This window comes from Lentimicrobium saccharophilum, from assembly GCF_001192835.1.
Taxonomy (GTDB): Bacteria; Bacteroidota; Bacteroidia; order Bacteroidales; family Lentimicrobiaceae; genus Lentimicrobium; species Lentimicrobium saccharophilum.
This window is the reverse complement of record NZ_DF968182.1, coordinates 42,003-59,339: the sequence shown is the minus strand read 5'-3', so window position 1 is coordinate 59,339 and position 17,337 is coordinate 42,003. Positions and strand designations below refer to the sequence as shown.

General features: G+C 41.5%; 12 protein-coding genes and 1 tRNA gene. 8 read left to right on the top strand and 5 right to left on the bottom strand.

Annotation, left to right across the window (positions count from 1 at the left end):
* Positions 1-23: 23 nt before the first annotated feature.
* Together TBC1_RS00165 and TBC1_RS00160 are read right to left on the bottom strand one after the other, a co-directional pair.
* On the bottom strand, positions 24-1,649 hold the full coding sequence (locus TBC1_RS00165; protein WP_062036779.1) for a S41 family peptidase: 1,626 nt from the start codon (positions 1,647-1,649) through the stop codon (positions 24-26).
* An 81-nt stretch (positions 1,650-1,730) separates the two neighbouring features.
* Positions 1,731-3,164 carry a glycosyl hydrolase 53 family protein gene (locus tag TBC1_RS00160; protein ID WP_062036777.1) on the bottom strand — a complete coding sequence of 478 codons (1,434 nt, stop codon included), beginning with the start codon at positions 3,162-3,164 and terminating at the stop codon, positions 1,731-1,733.
* Positions 3,165-3,496: 332 nt separating this feature from the next.
* Here TBC1_RS00160 and TBC1_RS00155 point away from each other — a divergent pair.
* The 7 genes from TBC1_RS00155 (at position 3,497) to TBC1_RS00125 (ending at position 14,032) form a co-directional block, all read left to right on the top strand.
* Positions 3,497-3,580 (top strand) — tRNA-Leu (locus tag TBC1_RS00155).
* An 803-nt stretch (positions 3,581-4,383) separates the two neighbouring features.
* Complete coding sequence (locus TBC1_RS00150) at positions 4,384-4,665, top strand: helix-turn-helix domain-containing protein (RefSeq protein WP_062036774.1); 282 nt, start codon at positions 4,384-4,386, stop codon at positions 4,663-4,665.
* Positions 4,666-4,672: 7 nt separating this feature from the next.
* On the top strand, positions 4,673-7,921 hold the full coding sequence (locus TBC1_RS00145) for a helicase-related protein (RefSeq protein ID WP_062036771.1): 3,249 nt from the start codon (positions 4,673-4,675) through the stop codon (positions 7,919-7,921).
* Positions 7,922-7,923: 2 nt separating this feature from the next.
* Complete coding sequence (locus tag TBC1_RS00140) at positions 7,924-11,316, top strand: Eco57I restriction-modification methylase domain-containing protein (RefSeq protein ID WP_062036761.1); 3,393 nt, start codon at positions 7,924-7,926, stop codon at positions 11,314-11,316.
* Complete coding sequence (locus tag TBC1_RS00135) at positions 11,313-11,726, top strand: hypothetical protein (RefSeq protein ID WP_062036758.1); 414 nt, start codon at positions 11,313-11,315, stop codon at positions 11,724-11,726. Before TBC1_RS00140 ends, TBC1_RS00135 begins: the two co-directional genes overlap by 4 nt.
* Positions 11,723-13,228 (top strand): AAA family ATPase, encoded by a 1,506-nt coding sequence (locus TBC1_RS00130; protein WP_062036755.1) that lies wholly within the window; start codon positions 11,723-11,725, stop codon positions 13,226-13,228. The genes TBC1_RS00135 and TBC1_RS00130 overlap by 4 nt, the downstream gene beginning before the upstream one ends.
* Before the next feature lie 453 nt (positions 13,229-13,681).
* On the top strand, positions 13,682-14,032 hold the full coding sequence (locus tag TBC1_RS00125; protein ID WP_201781613.1) for a DUF1016 N-terminal domain-containing protein: 351 nt from the start codon (positions 13,682-13,684) through the stop codon (positions 14,030-14,032).
* 140 nt (positions 14,033-14,172) lie between these two features.
* Here the strand turns inward: TBC1_RS00125 and TBC1_RS00120 are convergent, their stop codons facing one another.
* The gene (locus tag TBC1_RS00120; RefSeq protein ID WP_236695619.1) at positions 14,173-14,838 is read right to left on the bottom strand and encodes a ribonuclease H1 domain-containing protein; all 666 of its coding nucleotides are present in this window, start codon (positions 14,836-14,838) and stop codon (positions 14,173-14,175) included.
* Positions 14,839-14,882: 44 nt separating this feature from the next.
* On the opposite strand from TBC1_RS00120, the gene TBC1_RS00115 reads away from it, so the two are divergent.
* Positions 14,883-15,353: a gliding motility lipoprotein GldH gene (locus TBC1_RS00115; RefSeq protein WP_062036753.1), complete on the top strand. Its 471-nt coding sequence runs from the start codon at positions 14,883-14,885 to the stop codon at positions 15,351-15,353.
* A 24-nt stretch (positions 15,354-15,377) separates the two neighbouring features.
* Here the strand turns inward: TBC1_RS00115 and TBC1_RS00110 are convergent, their stop codons facing one another.
* Both TBC1_RS00110 and TBC1_RS00105 read right to left on the bottom strand, forming a co-directional pair.
* A complete protein-coding gene (locus tag TBC1_RS00110) occupies positions 15,378-16,301 on the bottom strand; it encodes a bifunctional riboflavin kinase/FAD synthetase (protein ID WP_062036751.1) in 924 nt (307 codons plus the stop codon).
* A 7-nt stretch (positions 16,302-16,308) separates the two neighbouring features.
* A complete protein-coding gene (locus tag TBC1_RS00105; protein ID WP_062036748.1) occupies positions 16,309-17,316 on the bottom strand; it encodes an aspartate-semialdehyde dehydrogenase in 1,008 nt (335 codons plus the stop codon).
* Positions 17,317-17,337: the final 21 nt, after the last annotated feature.

The window sequence follows — 17,337 nt, the reverse complement described above, 5'->3', positions numbered from 1 at the left end:
CAGGCCCCGGGTCGCGACCGACGTTACTGTTGTTGTTTCCTGATCTCTTCAACCGCTTTGTGGTAGGTTTTATCCGTACGCAGATAAACAGGATAGAATCCCTTTTCATCAAAAAGGTTTCGGGCAATCAGCGCCTTCATCAGGTTCTCCAGTTCTTCACGGACAAAGGCAATGCCCTTTTGATCAGGTTCAACACCTTTTTCTGAAGCAAATCTTATCATTCTGTTAAAAAGATCCGGAGTAATGTTAAAATTCCGGTCAAACTCCTCAAAAGTCCTGAATTTCTTTAATCCCGGCCTGTTATTATCGGTATAATCAAAGGTGAACTGGTAAACCAGCCCTTTGCCAAGCAGTTCATTGTAATAGCGGTAATTCTCATTTTTCTCAACCGGGATAAAGATATCCGGCATGATACCGCCGCCACCATAAACCACGCGACCTCCGGGGGTAGTATATCTCAGAGAATCATTAAAGTGGATGCTGTCGGCGCTTTCAAGCTGCCCGCTGATCATCCGGTTATACAATTCTTCCTCGTACTCTTCCGTGTGACCGTTTTTATAGGGTTTCTGAATGCTTCTTCCTGTGGGCGTGTAGTAACGTGCTACCGTCAGCCGGATGGCTGAGCCGTCGGGAAGCGATAGCTGCTCCTGTACAAGCCCCTTTCCGAATGAGCGGCGACCGATGATCAGTCCCCGGTCGTTGTCCTGAATGGCGCCGGCCAGAATTTCGCTGGATGAAGCCGAACCTTCATCAATCAGTACAACCAGGCTGCCCTTTTCAAATATTCCTTTCCCGCTTGCATGGGCATACTGGGCCGGCCGGTTATACCCGCTCGTATAAACAATCAGCTTCCCTTCTCCCAGAAATTCATCCGAAACCGTGATGGCCGTCTGAAGGTAACCTCCTGAATTCCCCCTCAGGTCAAGAATCAGGCTTTCCATTCCCTCATTTTTCAATCCGAGAAGCGCCTTTGTCAGCTCTTCGGTTGTGGTGGCTGAAAATTTGGATAATTTGATATATCCGATACCTGGCTCGGGCATAAATGAGATATCGACGCTGTAGGTCGGGATGACATCACGCGTTATCGTAAATGGAATGAGTTCCTTAAACCCTCTCCGGAAAACACTGACGTTTACCCGGGTGCCCCGTTCGCCTTTCAGGCGCTTCATCACTTCATTCGTCGACATCTTCACCCCGGCGATCACCTCCCCGTCAACATTTACTATGCGGTCGCCGGCCAGAATTCCGGCTTTTTCGGAAGGGCCGCCGGCAATGGCGTTGATGATGTAAACCGTATCGTTCTCCATCCTGAACTGCACCCCTATGCCGTCAAAACTACCCAGCAGCGGATCGTTTACCTCGTTAAACTCTTCGGCTGTGATAAAACTTGAGTGAGGGTCCAGATCGGAAAGCATGCCCGTAATGGCCGATTGTCTGAGTTTGTATACATCCACCGAATCAACGTATTCCTGTTGAATGTATGTGATGACATTGTCAACCGGGTCAAAATTTCGGTTGTGGATACGTTGAATCAGGTTCTGATCGGTTGAATTGACCTTTACCAGGGAAGCGCCCAGGAAAATTCCGGCTACAAGCACCAGGGCAAAGGCTATTGGCAGGTATATCGCTGATCTTTTGTTGTTATACATGGTTCATTTCGTTCGTTAAGCGGTTTGCAAAATTAGGTAAAAAACCGCCAGCGTCGCCGGACAGGCCGGAAGAACCGGAGATCATCGCCTCAGGTAGCGGGCAGCAAGGTTGTCATATATACGGATTTCATCCAGCGCGTTTCCTTTGTCATCAAACAGCCGCCTCCAGGTGTTGAGTGGCTCCCAGATGCAGGCGCCCTGTCCCCTGCCGCCGGGCAGGCTGAATACAAGATCGTGAATTTCCTTCTTGAAGGCGCTGTATTCCGCGACGTTGACATCCTTGCCATAGCGCTCCGCAAGTGTATGCATGGTGCGTGAGAGGTCTTCGGGGGTGCCGTGCCAGCGGGGATAGTACGAAAGTCCGATCACGTCAAAGTCCACCCCGCGGGCAAGCATATTGTCAAACCAGAAAACGGCTTCTTCCGTTTGTCCTCCCAACGCCAGATGCATCATCACGGGCATGGAAGGATCGGCTTCGCGGCAGGCTGCCACGCCTGCTTTCAGCAGTGAGGCCAGCTGATCCGGGTTACCGATATGACCCTCGGGCCATACAATGCCATGGTTGATCTCGTTGCCCACCTGCACCATCTGCGGAAGCGTGCCCTGGGCCTTCAGGCCCGAGAGCACCATCGCGGTGTAGTCACGCAAACTTCTTTGCAGGGTTTCAAAGTCCTGCCCTTCCCATGCCGAAGGTTTGTATTGCTGCTGGGGATCGGCCCAGTAATCGCTGTAATGAAAATCAAGCAGCAGGTTTAACCCGGCCGCTTTCACCCGCCTGGCCATGGCAAGCGTCTGATCATTTCCGCAGTAACCTTTGCCCGGAGAATAGCCCTTTTCATGCTCCGGATTCACAAAAATACGCAGGCGGATATAGTTAAATCCATGGTTCTTCAGCAATTCAATGGCATCCGTTTCAACGCCTTTGTCATAAAACTTCATCCCTTCATCTTCAAGCTGAGGGAGAAACGAGATATCGGCACCGATCATCGGGGGGTGTATGTGGGGAGAGGGCGGAAGCGGAAGAATGGCAGGCTGCATCAGCTGAAAACTTGCCGGCAGCAGGTGGATTTCGTGTGAAGCCGGCCACAGCCCTTCCGTGCTGGCTTCAACGGTAAACTTTCCGGGGGTATTGCCCGCGATCAGCACAAATTCGCATACGCCCCTGTTCAGCGAAGCCTCCCATACGGTAAGGGTATCAGCCCGGCTGAAAGGGTTCATCTCGTTGCGGCCGGCATCCAGCAGGTTCGCATCCCCGGTGACCGAAATCCGGAATGAAAGTTCCGCATCCGAGATTTCCCGGTCGAGGCTGTCGGCCACGCTCACCCTGACGCGGGTTTCCTCGCCATGACCGGCGCGCAGGGTGGTTTTGTAACAGGCCAGCACCAGGGTAACCGGCTTACCGGTTGCTACCCGGAAAAAGGACGAAAAATCTGTTGACTGCTCCTTTAGGCGACCGGAATTGCAGGCTGCCAGCACAAGGGCAAAAATTAAAACAATCAGCTTGAGTCTTTTCATGATATCAGTTTTAATTTTCCAATTAACCGGAACAGACTTTATTCCTGCCGGCATCACCGGAACGTGGCAGCAAGATAAGCAATTCCGGCAAGAGATCAACAGGAATTACCGGCAGGGCGCCTGCAGCATGTTCCGGCATTCCCGCCTGTTACCGGTTAGAATTTTCTGACAAGAACCAGAGCCCCAACGATCCTCCAAACCGGCAGAATCGCTCCCCGGGCACCCTTTTCCCGCAAAACTTAAGTGGAGCCCCTGGCAAAAAGTATCCGATCCGATGGTATGAAAAATTCGCACCGGAATCAATAACTTTTCTTACCTTTGCGTGCCCTTTTGCCCCGGTGGCGGAATTGGTAGACGCGTTGGTCTCAAAAACCAATGAGTGTGAGCTCGTGCCGGTTCGATCCCGGCCCGGGGTACGAAAGACCTCTGTAAGTGCTTTATAACAAGCATATAACAGAGGTTTTCTTTATTTATACTATTACCTGACTCAAACTTTTCAGTTCCTGACTTAGTTTCTGCTTTTTATCCGCAAAAAATTTCACGCGATCACCATTACAGAAAAGATTAAAATTCCTGTGGTTCAAGTGGCTTTTACCGGTTTCCCGGGATAATTAAACGGGCTAATCTTCGCCCCGATACCGGATTGTTTCCCAAAAAAGTAAACAGTCCGGGGCTTTTAATTTCAGCTTTAGCGGAGAAGCAGAATATACCGCTTCAATCCTTTTGCCTGTTGCATATTTTTCTTTAATGTTATACATTTGGGCCTGAGTTGCGTATATAATTTAGTAATTCCAAGCGCTTTTAAACGTTTAAAAATGAGATAACGTCAGTGATCTTTTGAATTTAGTCTTGAATGACAATAAGTTAAGCCTAATCTTAAGCGCCGGTTAAATTTCCTGGATTAGTCGCGGGTATGCACTCGTTGGCAACAAGTGTAAAAAGACAGACGACAGACTGATACGATAGTGATAAATTGAAAATAGAAAGGATTTTGCTTTTTGATAGCACAGTGCAAATTTGATGGAAATTTATTTTGTTTTTTTCTTCCCCCCGCATAAAAAAGAAGAAAGAAACCCCGCCCACAAAACAGCACATTTGCAAATCGCACAAGCCAACGCACGACCTAAATTTGCAAAAGAGCTGTTTTTTCCCCACGCGCCACTGCTAATTTGGAAAGTTTAGTATCTTTGGACAAATTTGTCAAATTGAATACGTCAAAATGAAAATATTTGGAGAATATATCAGAAAATTGAGGGAAGACAAGCAATTGCCTTTAAGAAAAGTTGCTGCTGCTCTTGATATTGACACTTCAGTTTTAAGTAAGATTGAGCGAAACGAAAGAAAACCAACTTCTGAAATGATTCCTGTGCTTGCTGAAACTCTTGATAAAACTGAGAAAGAAATCCAAATTACTTACATAAAATTTTTGATTCTTAATGATTTGGGAGATTTGAAGTATTTAGAAGATGGATTAAACGAAACCCTCAAATTGATTAAGTAATTATTGCATGGCAGAAAATACAACACATATAGACCATTCCGATTTAACCTTTTTCACTAACGAAGAAGGTCAAAGTCTTTTAAGTCGCTTCAAAGCTACTCTTAAAGACACACAATTATTTGATGTACTTGTTGGCTATTTCCGTACAAGTGGATTCTATCAACTCTATGAATCATTAGAACCAGTTGAGAAGATTCGAATATTAGTTGGGCTTAATGTTGACCGTGAAACTTATGATATTATGCAGTATCATGAGCAATTGGGAATGCTTGATTTTGAATCGCATCAAAGAACTAAAAAACAATTTCAACAAAACCTGAAAACTGAAATTGAAACAAGCAACGAGAATGACAATCATCTGGAAATTGGGATTAAAAAATTCATTGAGTTTTTAAAGACCGAACTTGAAAATCAAGAACAGGATAAATCAAATGGCGGAAATGGGAAGAAGTTAGAAATCCGAGCTTATCCGTCAAAAAACATTCATGCTAAGGTTTATATTGGCAGATTTTACCCCGATGATAGAGATTATGGCTTCGTAATTACGGGTTCAAGTAATTTTTCTGAATCTGGATTTATTGCAAATCGTGAATTTAACGTGGAATTGCGAAAGAAAATGGACGTTAAATTTGCCGAAAATCAATTCAATACACTTTGGAAAGAATCGGTTGATATTTCGGACGATTTCATTGATACCATAACCAAAAAGACTTGGCTAAATGATGCAATTACGCCTTATGAATTGTATTTAAAACTGATATACGAATACCTTGAAGAAGATATAAACCTTGCAGATGAATTCGACCCATTTTTACCTGATGGTTTTATGAAACTTAAATACCAAAGTCAGGCTGCAATTCAGGCAAAAAAAATATTGGAAACATATAACGGTGTGTTTTTAGCTGATGTAGTGGGTTTAGGCAAAACTTTTATAACTGCTTTGTTGCTTCAACAACTACAAGGACGCACTTTAATTGTTTGCCCACCTGTGTTAAAAGACTACTGGAAAGATTCTCTTTTCGATTTCGGAGTTCGTAGTTTTGAAGTGGAATCATTAGGCAAACTGGAACATATTATTAAACGAGGATTGGAACGTTTTGATTATATTGTGGTTGATGAAGCCCACCGTTTTAGAAACGAGAACACACAATCGTATGCTAATCTATTGGATATTTGCAGGGGTAAAAAAGTTATTTTGGTAACTGCAACTCCGTTAAATAATACTGTTGATGATATATTTGCTCAAATTAAACTTTTTCAGGCACCCAAGAACTCAACAATTCCAGGCGTACCAAATCTGGAGAAATTCTTTAACGGATTAAAGACCAACCTTAAAAAGGTTGAGAAAACTGACCCACAATATAAAACCCTCATTAAAGAAGTATCGAATGAGATTAAAAACAGCATACTACGTTATGTAATGGTTCGCCGTACACGTACCGATGTTGTGAAGTTCTTTAAAGGCGACATGGAAAAACAAGGTTTGGTATTTCCCGAAGTGGACAATCCACAACAAATAATTTACAAATACGAAGGAAAGCTTGAAGGTATTTTTAATGACACCATAAAATATTTACATTCTTTTACTTACGCCCGATATACACCTTTGCTTTATTATGTTGGGAATAAAGTTTTAAGTGAATTCGAAAAGCAACAACAACGTAACGTTGGTGGTTTTATGAAAGGCATTCTGGTGAAACGGCTCGAAAGTAGTTTCTATGCTTTTCGCCAAAGTGTAGACCGTTTTATTGATTCTTACGACCGTTTTATTGAGATGTACAAAAATGGTACGGTATACATTAGCAAAAAAGTAAATGTTTATGACTTACTCGATAATGACGATTTTGAAAAACTGGAAAGTCTTGTTGACGAAGATAAAGCGAGCAAGTACGATTCAAAAGATTTTAGAAAAGAGTTCGTTGAAAAACTGGAATTTGATTTGCAAGTTCTAAAGGATATAAAAGCTCTTTGGGCTAAAGTTGACCAAGACCCTAAATTAGAACAGTTCATTGCTGAATTGAAAACGAACAAAGCACTAAAGAAAAATAAACTTGTTGTTTTTACTGAATCAAAAGAAACGGGCGATTATTTATACAATGCACTTATCGAAGAATTTCCAAATCAGGTTATGTTCTATTCGAGCATTGGCGGACGACATACAAATAAAACACTGACTTCAAATCATGCCATTTCGCGCGATTTAATAAAAGACAATTTCGACCCGAACCGAAAGGAAAAATCGGACGATTTGAGGATTCTGATTGCCACAGATGTATTGGCGGAAGGTATTAACTTGCACCGCTCGAATGTAATTATTAATTACGACTTGCCTTGGAATCCAACAAGAGTTTTGCAACGAGCGGGTCGTGTAAATCGTTTGGGTTCTCAATTTCCGACGGTGCATATTTTTAACTTCTTTCCAACTACCCATTCCGATGAACATTTAGGATTGGAAATAAATATTACCAACAAAATCCAAATGTTTCACGATATTTTGGGCGAAGATGCTAAATACCTTACCGATGGTGAAGAAATTGGAAGTCAGGAATTATTCAATACTCTGAACAACAAACAAGCCTACACTGGTGAAGGCGAAGAAGGCGATTCTGAATTAAAATACTTGGAATTAATGCGTGACATTCGGGATAAAAACCCGGACTTTTTCAAAAAAATAAAAGAATTACCTAAAAAGGCACGTTCTGGATTTGTGAAAACAGAACTTGAAGCCAATCAACTGTTTACCTTTTTTAGAATTGGCAAACTAAAGAAGTTTTATCAAAATAATAATGGTAATTCTACTGAGATTACTTTTTTCGATGCAGTGCATAATCTGGAATGTACACCACTAACCAAACGAGCCAAAATCCCGGAAGATTATTTTCATTTATTGCAAACCAATAAAGCCCGTTTTGAGCTGGATTCAACTATTGGAATCGAACCTTCGGAAGCATCGGGCGGTCGATCGAATGCAAAATATATCGAAAACAGGCTAAAAGACAAGGTGTTTAAAAATTGTAAAACATTTACCGATACGGATGAAGAATTTATTGAAGGTGTAAAAAATATGTTGTTGAACGGAACCATTGCAAAACGAACAGCTCAAGATATTAAGAAAGAACTTGAAAAAACAATAGACCCAATGGATGTGCTGCATATTTTGCGTAAACACATCCGCTCAGTTGCCATCGAAACCATTGGTTCAAATAAATCTTTTCAACGCCGTGAAGTAATATTGTCTGGTTATCTTATTAAATAGTTATGGATAAAAATACTGCTACCAACCTCATAGAGTCAACATTCAATCAAGCTTTTGATGAAACCCGTTTTGAACTGTTTGCCAAAAACTTTTTGAACGATGTTGAACCCAAAAGCAACAGTTACAGCGGTCAATATATTTGGGACGATTACAAAGAGCATGTAAACACTTACAAGCGAATTGGCAAATACATTGACCCCGACGGTGAAGCCCTCGACATTCTGATTGTAGAAGTAAAAAGTGTTTTGAAACTCGAAAGGGCACGAACCGCTTTGCGGAATTTTGTAATTAAACACTTGGTGAAATTCGAGAAGGATTATGCCCTTGTTGCTTTTTATTCAAAACAAGACGAAGGTGCCGACTGGCGTTTCTCGTTCATTAAACTCGAACATCAAGCCTTTGTTGATGAAGAAAAAGGAAAAGTAAAAACCCGAAAAGAGTTTACGCCTGCCAAACGATACTCGTTTTTGGTAGGTAAATACGAAAAGGCATATACAGCCAAAAACCAATTGTTGCCCTTATTGCAAAATGTAAGCAGCAACGCCACCATCGAAGAAATTGAGAGTGCTTTTAGTATTGAAAAAGTTACCGATGAGTTCTTTAGCCAATACAAAGATTTGTTTGTAAAACTGTATGAGCATTTCGAAAACGATGCCGCTATTCAAAACGAATTGGTAAAATCAAACATTGATACTTCCCGCTTTACCAAAAAGCTGTTGGGGCAAATAGTTTTCTTATATTTCTTGCAGAAAAAAGGCTGGCTGGGTGTGCCAAAGGATAAAACCTGGGGCAACGGCGAAAAACGCTTTATGCAACAATTGTTTGACACATCGAAAAACGAAAAAAAAAACTTCTTTAAAGATTATTTGCAATACTTGTTTTACGAAGCCTTGGCAAAAGAGCGAGACAATGAAAACTCGTATTACGCTAAATTCGATTGCCGTATTCCGTTCCTCAATGGAGGTTTGTTTGAGGCAGAATACGACTGGAGAAACGCTAATATTTCCATTCCGGAAACTATTTTCCGAAACACGGATAAAAACAAATCTGGTGATACGGGTACAGGTATTCTTGACGTGTTCGACCGTTACAACTTTACCATAAAAGAAGATGAACCGCTTGATAAAGAGGTTGCCGTTGACCCTGAAATGTTGGGTAAGGTTTTCGAAAACATGCTCGAAATAACCGAACGCAAAAGCAAAGGAGCTTTTTATACCCCAAGGGAAATTGTGCATTACATGTGTCAGGAAAGCTTGATACACTACCTCGACAATTCGCTGAACAATTACACCGAAACATTTCAGGAAATTGGCGATAGCCAAACCAATATGTTCGGTAACGCAGGGAAGAAAGGACAGCACTCCATAAACCTTTCGCATCAGGGTATAAAAGTTCCTAAAATTGATATTGAACACTTTATCCGAAACGGGCATTTTGCATTAGAACATGACCAGCGTGTGGTAAACAAAGGAAAGGAAACACCCGATTACAAATTTATATTGCCTGAAAGCATACGCCAACATGCCGACCTGATTGATAAAAAGCTTACCGAAATAAAAATTTGCGACCCAGCCATTGGTTCGGGTGCTTTCCCAGTGGGATTATTACACGAACTGGTTAATGCACATTTAGTAATAAAGCCACATTTAAGCCCTAAGTATTTAGCAGAAAAGCTGAAAGCGATAAAGGGCGAAAACAACGGAGATGAACTAAGCGAAAGCCGTTACATATATCGACTGAAACGCCACATTATACAAGAAAGTATTTACGGTGTTGATATTGATGCCTCGGCTATTGATATTGCACGTTTACGATTATGGCTGTCTCTTGTAGTGGATGAAGACGATTTTGAACCCATTGAAACCTTGCCAAACCTCGATTACAAAATTGTTTGTGGCAACTCATTGATTGGAATGCCTGCTGATGTTTTTCCCGATTTGGAGAAGCAAAAGGAAATAGAGGATTTAAAACCACTTTTTTATAATGAAACAAACGAAACAAAAAAGAAGGAATTAAGAAAGCAGATAAATACCAAGATAAGGGAATTGCTTGATTCTATTGAGCGATTTGCAGGTTATAAAATAGACTTCGATTTTAAATTGTTTTTTTCAGAGGTGTGGCATGAAAAGGGTGGTTTTGATGTGGTAATTGGGAATCCGCCATATGTAAATATTGCAAATATTAAAGATGAAGGAATTAGAAAATTTTTAAAAACAAAATATCAGGTAGCAAGAAACAAATCAGACTTATATTCTTTTTTTACTGAAAAAGGATATGGCATTTGTAGGGCAAATGGCACTCTATATTTTATTGTTTCAAATAGTTGGCTTGGAATAGATAGTTTTTTGAATTTTAGAAAATTTTTAGTTGAAAACACAAAAATTATTGACTTAGTTAAATGCAATGGAAATGTATTTGATGCAACAGTAACTCCAGTAATTTTTGGTTTTAAAAAAGAGTCGGTAAAAGAAAACGAAATACCAATGCATTTACTTATAGATACTAGATTTGTTGTTCTTCCCAATAAATTGAAGTACTCCAATATAAGAAAATTGCCAAGTTTTCCATTTTCATTTGACCAGCAGTTTACATTTTCAATACCTGTAATTAAACTTGGCTCTATTGCCCATTTTACATTAGGTATTAAAACCAGTGATGATTTAAGATTTATATCTGATTCAAAAAGAGATAATGATTCTTATCGTTTAATTCGAGGTAAGGATGTTTCTCGCTGGAAAATTAAATATGCAAATAAGTGGCTCTGGTATAAACCAGAATTAATGAGTGAGAAAAAAGGTGCTGGACCAAGGAGATTAGAATATTTTATAACAGAAAAAAAAATAGTTATTAAGGATGTCGCTAAAGGTATAGAAGCTGCAATTGATAATAGTAGATACTTAACTAACGATACGTTAAATTCAATTTACAAATTAGAACAATATTCATTTGAATATATACTTTCAATTTTAAATTCTGAACTATTAAATGTTTGGTACTCTAATGTTTATTCAAGCGGTTTACATATCAAATTAAATGAACTTAGAGAATTGCCTATTGCTATAATTGACAAAAGTATTAATTCTAAAATTGATTTAGTTGTAGATTATATTCACGCAATTAATGAAACAGTACTGTTTACATTTTTTTCTACTGTTTTGAATGGAATTATTTATGAACTTTACTTCCCCACCGAACTCAAATCCGCTAACAAAGAAATCCTCAAACACCTTTGCGATTTAAAGCCCATAACCGACAGCATGAGCGAAGAAGAAAAACTGGCAGTGATACAAAGCGAGTTTGAACGTTTGTACGACCCAAACCACCCTGTACGCAATAACTTGGAAACATTGGATAGCATTGAGGAGGTTAGGATAATTAAGGAGGCGTTGAAATGAAAGGTTATAATACCAATTTAGCTTCAGAGTATTATGTACTTGCTACTCTTTACCGCTTGGGCTTTGATGCTTACATTACCCTTGGCAACAAAAAAGGTATTGATATTATTCTCAACCTAAATGATGAGAAGCAACTAACTATTGATGTAAAAGGCTTACAAGGCACAACCTTATTTCCTTTAGATAATGTAAATGAGAAAGCCGACAAGCCGAATCATTTCATTGTATTTCTATCGTTCTTAAATAAAATGGATGAAATTTCGGTAGTTCCTGAAATGTTTGTAATCCCACACAATAAAGTGAAAGATTTTCTATATCAAAACCCAAAAGGAAACCGAAAAGGTATAAACCTTTCTATGCTTCGCAATTCAGCCATAGATTATAAAAATAACTGGAACCAACTAAAATGAAAATCAAGAAAATAGAAATCCGTGATTATAAAGCTTTTTATGGTACTAAAGAAATAGCCGTTGATGGTAAAAACCTTTTTGTTTATGGAGAAAATGGTAGTGGCAAAAGTTCTCTTTACTATGCCTTAAAAGACTTTTTTCAATCATCAATTGAGGATTTCAATTACGATGAAACCGAAAACATTTTTATTGAAGAGGCAAACAAAGGCAATGGATATATAAAAGTGTTTTTCAATCCAGATAAGGATGGCAATACAACACCAACAGGCAAAGAATATTCGGTTACGAAAACAACAAAAAACACATATGCCACAGGTGATACCAGTATTCGTGATGCAATAAAGCTCAAAAGCTTTTTAACCTACAAACATCTTTTAGACATTCATCACATAAAGAAAAACGATGAAATTGATTTGTTTGATTTATTGGTTAAAGGCGTTTTAAAGCATTTTAAAAGCGTTGCCATTACTGGTAACAAAGAACTTGGCGAGTTATGGACTGATTTTGAAAAAGCTGTTGCAAAACCACTTGAAGGTACTGCATACAACATCACAAAGAAAAAATCCGATGTAGATGCTGCTTTGTTGGCATTCAATACAGCGTTTTCGAAACTATTTCAGGCTGGAAGTCCCGAAAATATTTTAAGATTTGCCCAACCGATACTTGATAAGTTCGGTCATAATATTGAAATAGAATTGCGTTACACAAGTACAAAAGTTAATGCGGATTATAGCACTTATGAACGCAACCATGTAAGGATTAGCATAAAATATTTGGGCAAAACAATTCCCAAACCTCATGTTTTCCTAAACGAAGCAAGACTTTCAGCCATTGCCATTTCAATTTATTTGGGAATGGTAAAACGGCATATCCAAGGTATTCCATGTAAAATACTTTTTCTTGACGATATATTTATTGGTTTAGACATAAGCAACCGTTTACCCTTGCTTAAAATCTTAGATTCGGATTTTGCAGCTTATCAAGTTTTTATAACTACTTATGATAAACCTTGGTATGAGTTTATAAAATCAAGTTATTTGCACAATAATTCGACTTGGAAAAGCTATGAGTTTTATGCGAGACGGTCTGCACAAGGGTTTGAAATACCAATAATTCACGAAATAAAGGATAGCTCTCATATTCAACATTACATAGATAAAGCACAATCATATTTTGACAATGGCGACAATAAAGCAGCAGGTGTTTATTTGCGTTCAGCATTTGAGTTTATTTTAAAAAGATACTGTTTTGGAAAAGTTCCAGTATTGTTCAATGCGGATACTTCAAAAATGAAAACAGATACATTCTGGAATGCAGTTAAGAAATACAAAACAGTCACTCCAGCATGTGGATTAACTCCTGCAACGACAACAGCGATTGACCATTTGATTACTTTGGTTCTAAATCCTTTAAGTCATCACGATGTAAATAAGCATGAAATTACAGCCGAAATTCAAAGTGCCTTAACAGTAATTAATACACTGAAAACAGAATTGAACTAATGAAGAGCCAACGCACAGTCGTAAGCACATTTGCAAGCCCACACGAGCGAACGCTCAAACCAAAGGCTTGCAAAAGAGCTTCCGACTTTCCTGCCCACGTAACCGCCTTTCAGGACGGTTTAAGGATTGCCCACGCTCAAAAAAACAAAATAAATTTGTTCTTCGCAGATAGGTAGGTGCAGATTGACAATGACAAGAAAATAAAAGCTATATAAATGAAATACAGACGGATATGAATGAACACCAGTTGCCAACATGCGGTATAGTTAATTGCCGGTGCAGTGCGTATTCGTGCGGCACAACTCGTATCAAAAGTAGTTGTAACTTGATAGGTAAGTGCTTCGTAATCGGCAACTAACCATACCGCCAACCGTTAGCATTAATGGCAGAAAACCGGTTCCAAAAGAGAATCACGATTGAAAAAGCATAAATTTGAAGCATAAAAATATATACATGGACAATCGTTTTACAGACATAATTCAGCTAATAAAACAATCTCGCACTAATGCCATAAAAGCCGTAAACGCTGAACTTATAAACCTCTATTGGAACACAGGAGAATATATCAGCAAAAAAATTGAACAATCAGAATGGGGCGACTCTGTAGTAACAGAATTAGCCAATTTCATACAGAAACAAGAACCAGAAATAAAAGGATTCTCCGACAAAAATATTTGGAGAATGAAGCAGTTTTACGAGACTTACAAAGACTTTCCAAAACTCTCACCACTGGTGAGAGAAATTAGCTGGACAAACAATCTGCTGATTTTTTCAAGGTGTAAAACCATTGAAGAAATGGAATGAAGTGATAATTAGTAAATAAATACGATTGCCTGATCGAGTAGACGACTCCGCCAGCGTAAACTGAATATTCCGGACTAAACCAGGCCACTATACAATAATCGATCAGGTCAATCCCGAAATCTTCAGTATTATCAGATCGTCTATTTTCTCCCGAAATCTGCCGGTATCTCTCCCCAGTGGGCCGTATCCCATTTGAGCACGGGGTTTTCCCATGAGTTTTGCTGAAGCCAGGTTTCGGCGCGCCTCAGCAAAAACATCAGGTCGGCGTTTTTTTTGTTCAGCTCCAGCTTTGTATTGGATTTTTTATCCTTCACCCACTTCAGCGCGGTTTTCGAATCACTGTAAACCGGGATTTTCAGGTTCCGCTGTTTCAGGTAGCCCAGCCCGTGCACGATGGCCAGAAACTCGCCGATATTGACGGTCCCTTCGGGGAAGGGCCCCTGGTGAAACAGCAACCTGCCGGTGGATGTTTCCACCCCCTGGTATTCCATCACCCCCGGATTGCCGGAGCAGGCGGCGTCAACGGAAATACTGGCCATGATGGGTCCCTTGCCGCTATCCGGCAATGAAGCTTTTACGAATGGTTTTCTGCTGAAGGCCGGCGGCCCGCTGCGGAATGCTTCAACCGCCTCCTTTTCCGTTTCATAGGATTTATACCTGGCGGTTTCAAATCCCTTTACCTGAAGCTCACACTCCGCCCAGGTCCGGAAAATCCCCTTTTCCCTTCCGCTCCAAACCACATAAAACTTTTGTTTTCCGGCCATCCGCTTATCCTTTTTGTGCCTGAACTGCAAAAGTACGAACATCAGCCGCTAATTTCGTATTTTTGTAAAAATCAGCGATAAACCCCATGTTCAGAACACTTTCAGCTTTTCTTCTGGCAATCACCCTGCTCACCGGATGCCGGCCCGGCAGAATTTATGAGGAATACCATAAATTTGACAAATATACCTGGGAAAGGTTCGACAAGGTGAAGTTTGAAATACCGGTGGAAGATGCCGGTACCGAAGGCGATATTGTATTTACCATCAGGCATATAACTCAGTATCCCTACCCGAACCTCCCGGTAAATATCATACTCACCACACCTTCGGGAGAAGAGCGTATTCTGGAAAAAGACATCAGGTTAAAAGATGAAAGTGACCGGTTTACCGGAAGCGTGGCCGGCGATCTCTGGGATGTGGAAGTGACCCTGTGGCCGGGTTTTTACTTTCATGAAACCGGCACTTACACCGTTGAGTTTGAAAATCTTATTCCCAAAATGGGTATCCCGGGGCTGGTGGATATCGGCCTGTATGTGAAGAAGCGGGAGAAGAAATAACTTAACACAATGTAGTCTGCACCATCAGACAGAGCCGCCCAGAATTTCAAGCGCGGTTTGCTGGTCGTTCCTGAGCTGGTTTTTCAGGATATCCAGGTTTCCGAATTTTTTCTCGTTCCTGATCCGTTTTACCAGTTTCACGGTGATGGTTTCGTAATAGATGTCATCATCGAAGCCGAAAATATTTGTTTCGATCGTGAGTTTATGCGCGTTGATGGTCGGCCGCATACCGATATTGGTCATGCCGTTATACAATTTCCCCCGGCAGATTACCCTGGAGGCGTACACGCCCATTGAGGGGATCAGCTTGTCCGGGTCGTCCACGTAAAGATTTGCTGTGGGATATCCGATCAGTTTCCCGATCTGGTTGCCCCTGATCACCTGTCCGGAAATGGAATACTCCCTTCCCAGCAGGCGGGCGGCCTCGCCGGCATCGCCTTCCTGCAAAAGCCAGCGTATAACGGATGAGCTTACATGGTGCCGGTCAACAATAAGTTCTTCCACCTGTACCACCTTAAACCCCAGCGTATTCCCAAAGTGAAAAAGATGTTCTATACTTCCGCTGCGGTCGCGGCCGAAGCCATGATCGTAACCAATAACCAGTACTTCGGGTCTGATTTTTTGCGCAATCAGTTGAATGAACTCTTCCGCCGAAAGTTTCGCAAATTCCCTGGTAAAAGGAATTTCGATCAGGTGCGCTACGCCCGATTCTGCAAAGGCGACGCGTTTTTCCTCACGGGTACTGAGCAGATAAACGTGCTGCCCTAACACCAGACGGGGATGCGGATGAAACGTAACCACCACCGGACTCCCGTTACATCCGGCAGCGATCTCCTTCATTTTATGGAGAATTGCCTGATGGCCCCGGTGCACCCCGTCGAAAGTACCGATGGTAACCACCGGTCGGGGAAGTGCCAAAGGCTGAGAAATATCGGTGATAATTTCCACTATCGGATCAGAAGGTTAGGATTTCTTTGTCTATCAGCAGTCCGGCAATCTGAACCGCGTTGGTGGCCGCGCCTTTGCGCAGGTTATCCGCAACGATCCACATATTCAGGCCGTTCTGAATGGTCTCGTCGCGGCGCACCCTGCCCACAAATATTTCATCCCGGCCCTCGGCATATTTGGGCATGGGATAAACGGCCCGGTCAGTGTCGTCCTGAAGGATTACGCCTTTCGATGAAGAGATCACTTTATTGATTTCATCCAGCTCGAAGGGCTTTTCAAATTCAATATTCACGGACTCCGAATGGCCTCCGAAAACCGGCACCCTGACCACGGTAGCCGTAATCCTGACTTCAGGGGCCTGCATAATCTTGCGGGTTTCTTCAAGCAGTTTGACTTCTTCGGTGGTATAGCCGTTGGGCAGAAAAGTACCGCCGTGAGGGAAGATGTTCAGGTCGATGGGGTGCGGATATACCCGGCTGCCGTTGATCCCCTGGCGCTCGTTCTGAAGCTGCTGCACCGCCTTTGCGCCGGTGCCTGTCACACTCTGATAGGTTGAAACCACCACACGGCGGATGCCATATTTGCGGTGGAGCGGCGCCAGCACGGCGACCAGCTGAATGGTGGAGCAGTTGGGGTTGGCGATAATCTTCTGGCTGCCGGTAATCACATGGCCGTTCACCTCCGGGACAACCAGCGGGATATCCTTTTCCATTCTCCATGCCGATGAATTGTCTATGACAAAACACCCGGCTCCGGTGAAAAGCGGTGCAAGTTCACGTGAGGTGGCGGCCCCGGCTGAAAATAACGCGATTTCCGGCTTACGGGCAATGGCTTCAGCCGCAGTTACAACCTTATATTTCCTGTTGTTAAACTTCAGTTCTTTCCCGATTGATTTTTCGGAAGCAACAGGAATAAAGTCCGTTATGGAAGTCAGGGGGATATATTTCCCTTCTTCGAGTACTTTAATCATCACACTTCCAACCAGTCCGGTGGCGCCAACCAATGCAATTTTCATCTTAAACCAGAATTATCTTTA

What these genes read in the sequence shown, in the direction of transcription:
- TBC1_RS00120 (WP_236695619.1), bottom strand. Translation starts at nt 14,838, where the DNA reads ATGTTCGTACTTTTGCAGTTCAGGCACAAAAAGGATAAGCGGATGGCC.
- TBC1_RS00160 (WP_062036777.1), bottom strand. Translation starts at nt 3,164, where the DNA reads ATGAAAAGACTCAAGCTGATTGTTTTAATTTTTGCCCTTGTGCTGGCA.
- TBC1_RS00140 (WP_062036761.1), top strand. Translation starts at nt 7,924, where the DNA reads ATGGATAAAAATACTGCTACCAACCTCATAGAGTCAACATTCAATCAA.
- TBC1_RS00115 (WP_062036753.1), top strand. Translation starts at nt 14,883, where the DNA reads ATGTTCAGAACACTTTCAGCTTTTCTTCTGGCAATCACCCTGCTCACC.
- TBC1_RS00125 (WP_201781613.1), top strand. Translation starts at nt 13,682, where the DNA reads ATGGACAATCGTTTTACAGACATAATTCAGCTAATAAAACAATCTCGC.
- TBC1_RS00150 (WP_062036774.1), top strand. Translation starts at nt 4,384, where the DNA reads ATGAAAATATTTGGAGAATATATCAGAAAATTGAGGGAAGACAAGCAA.
- TBC1_RS00105 (WP_062036748.1), bottom strand. Translation starts at nt 17,316, where the DNA reads ATGAAAATTGCATTGGTTGGCGCCACCGGACTGGTTGGAAGTGTGATG.
- TBC1_RS00165 (WP_062036779.1), bottom strand. Translation starts at nt 1,649, where the DNA reads ATGTATAACAACAAAAGATCAGCGATATACCTGCCAATAGCCTTTGCC.
- TBC1_RS00130 (WP_062036755.1), top strand. Translation starts at nt 11,723, where the DNA reads ATGAAAATCAAGAAAATAGAAATCCGTGATTATAAAGCTTTTTATGGT.
- TBC1_RS00135 (WP_062036758.1), top strand. Translation starts at nt 11,313, where the DNA reads ATGAAAGGTTATAATACCAATTTAGCTTCAGAGTATTATGTACTTGCT.
- TBC1_RS00145 (WP_062036771.1), top strand. Translation starts at nt 4,673, where the DNA reads ATGGCAGAAAATACAACACATATAGACCATTCCGATTTAACCTTTTTC.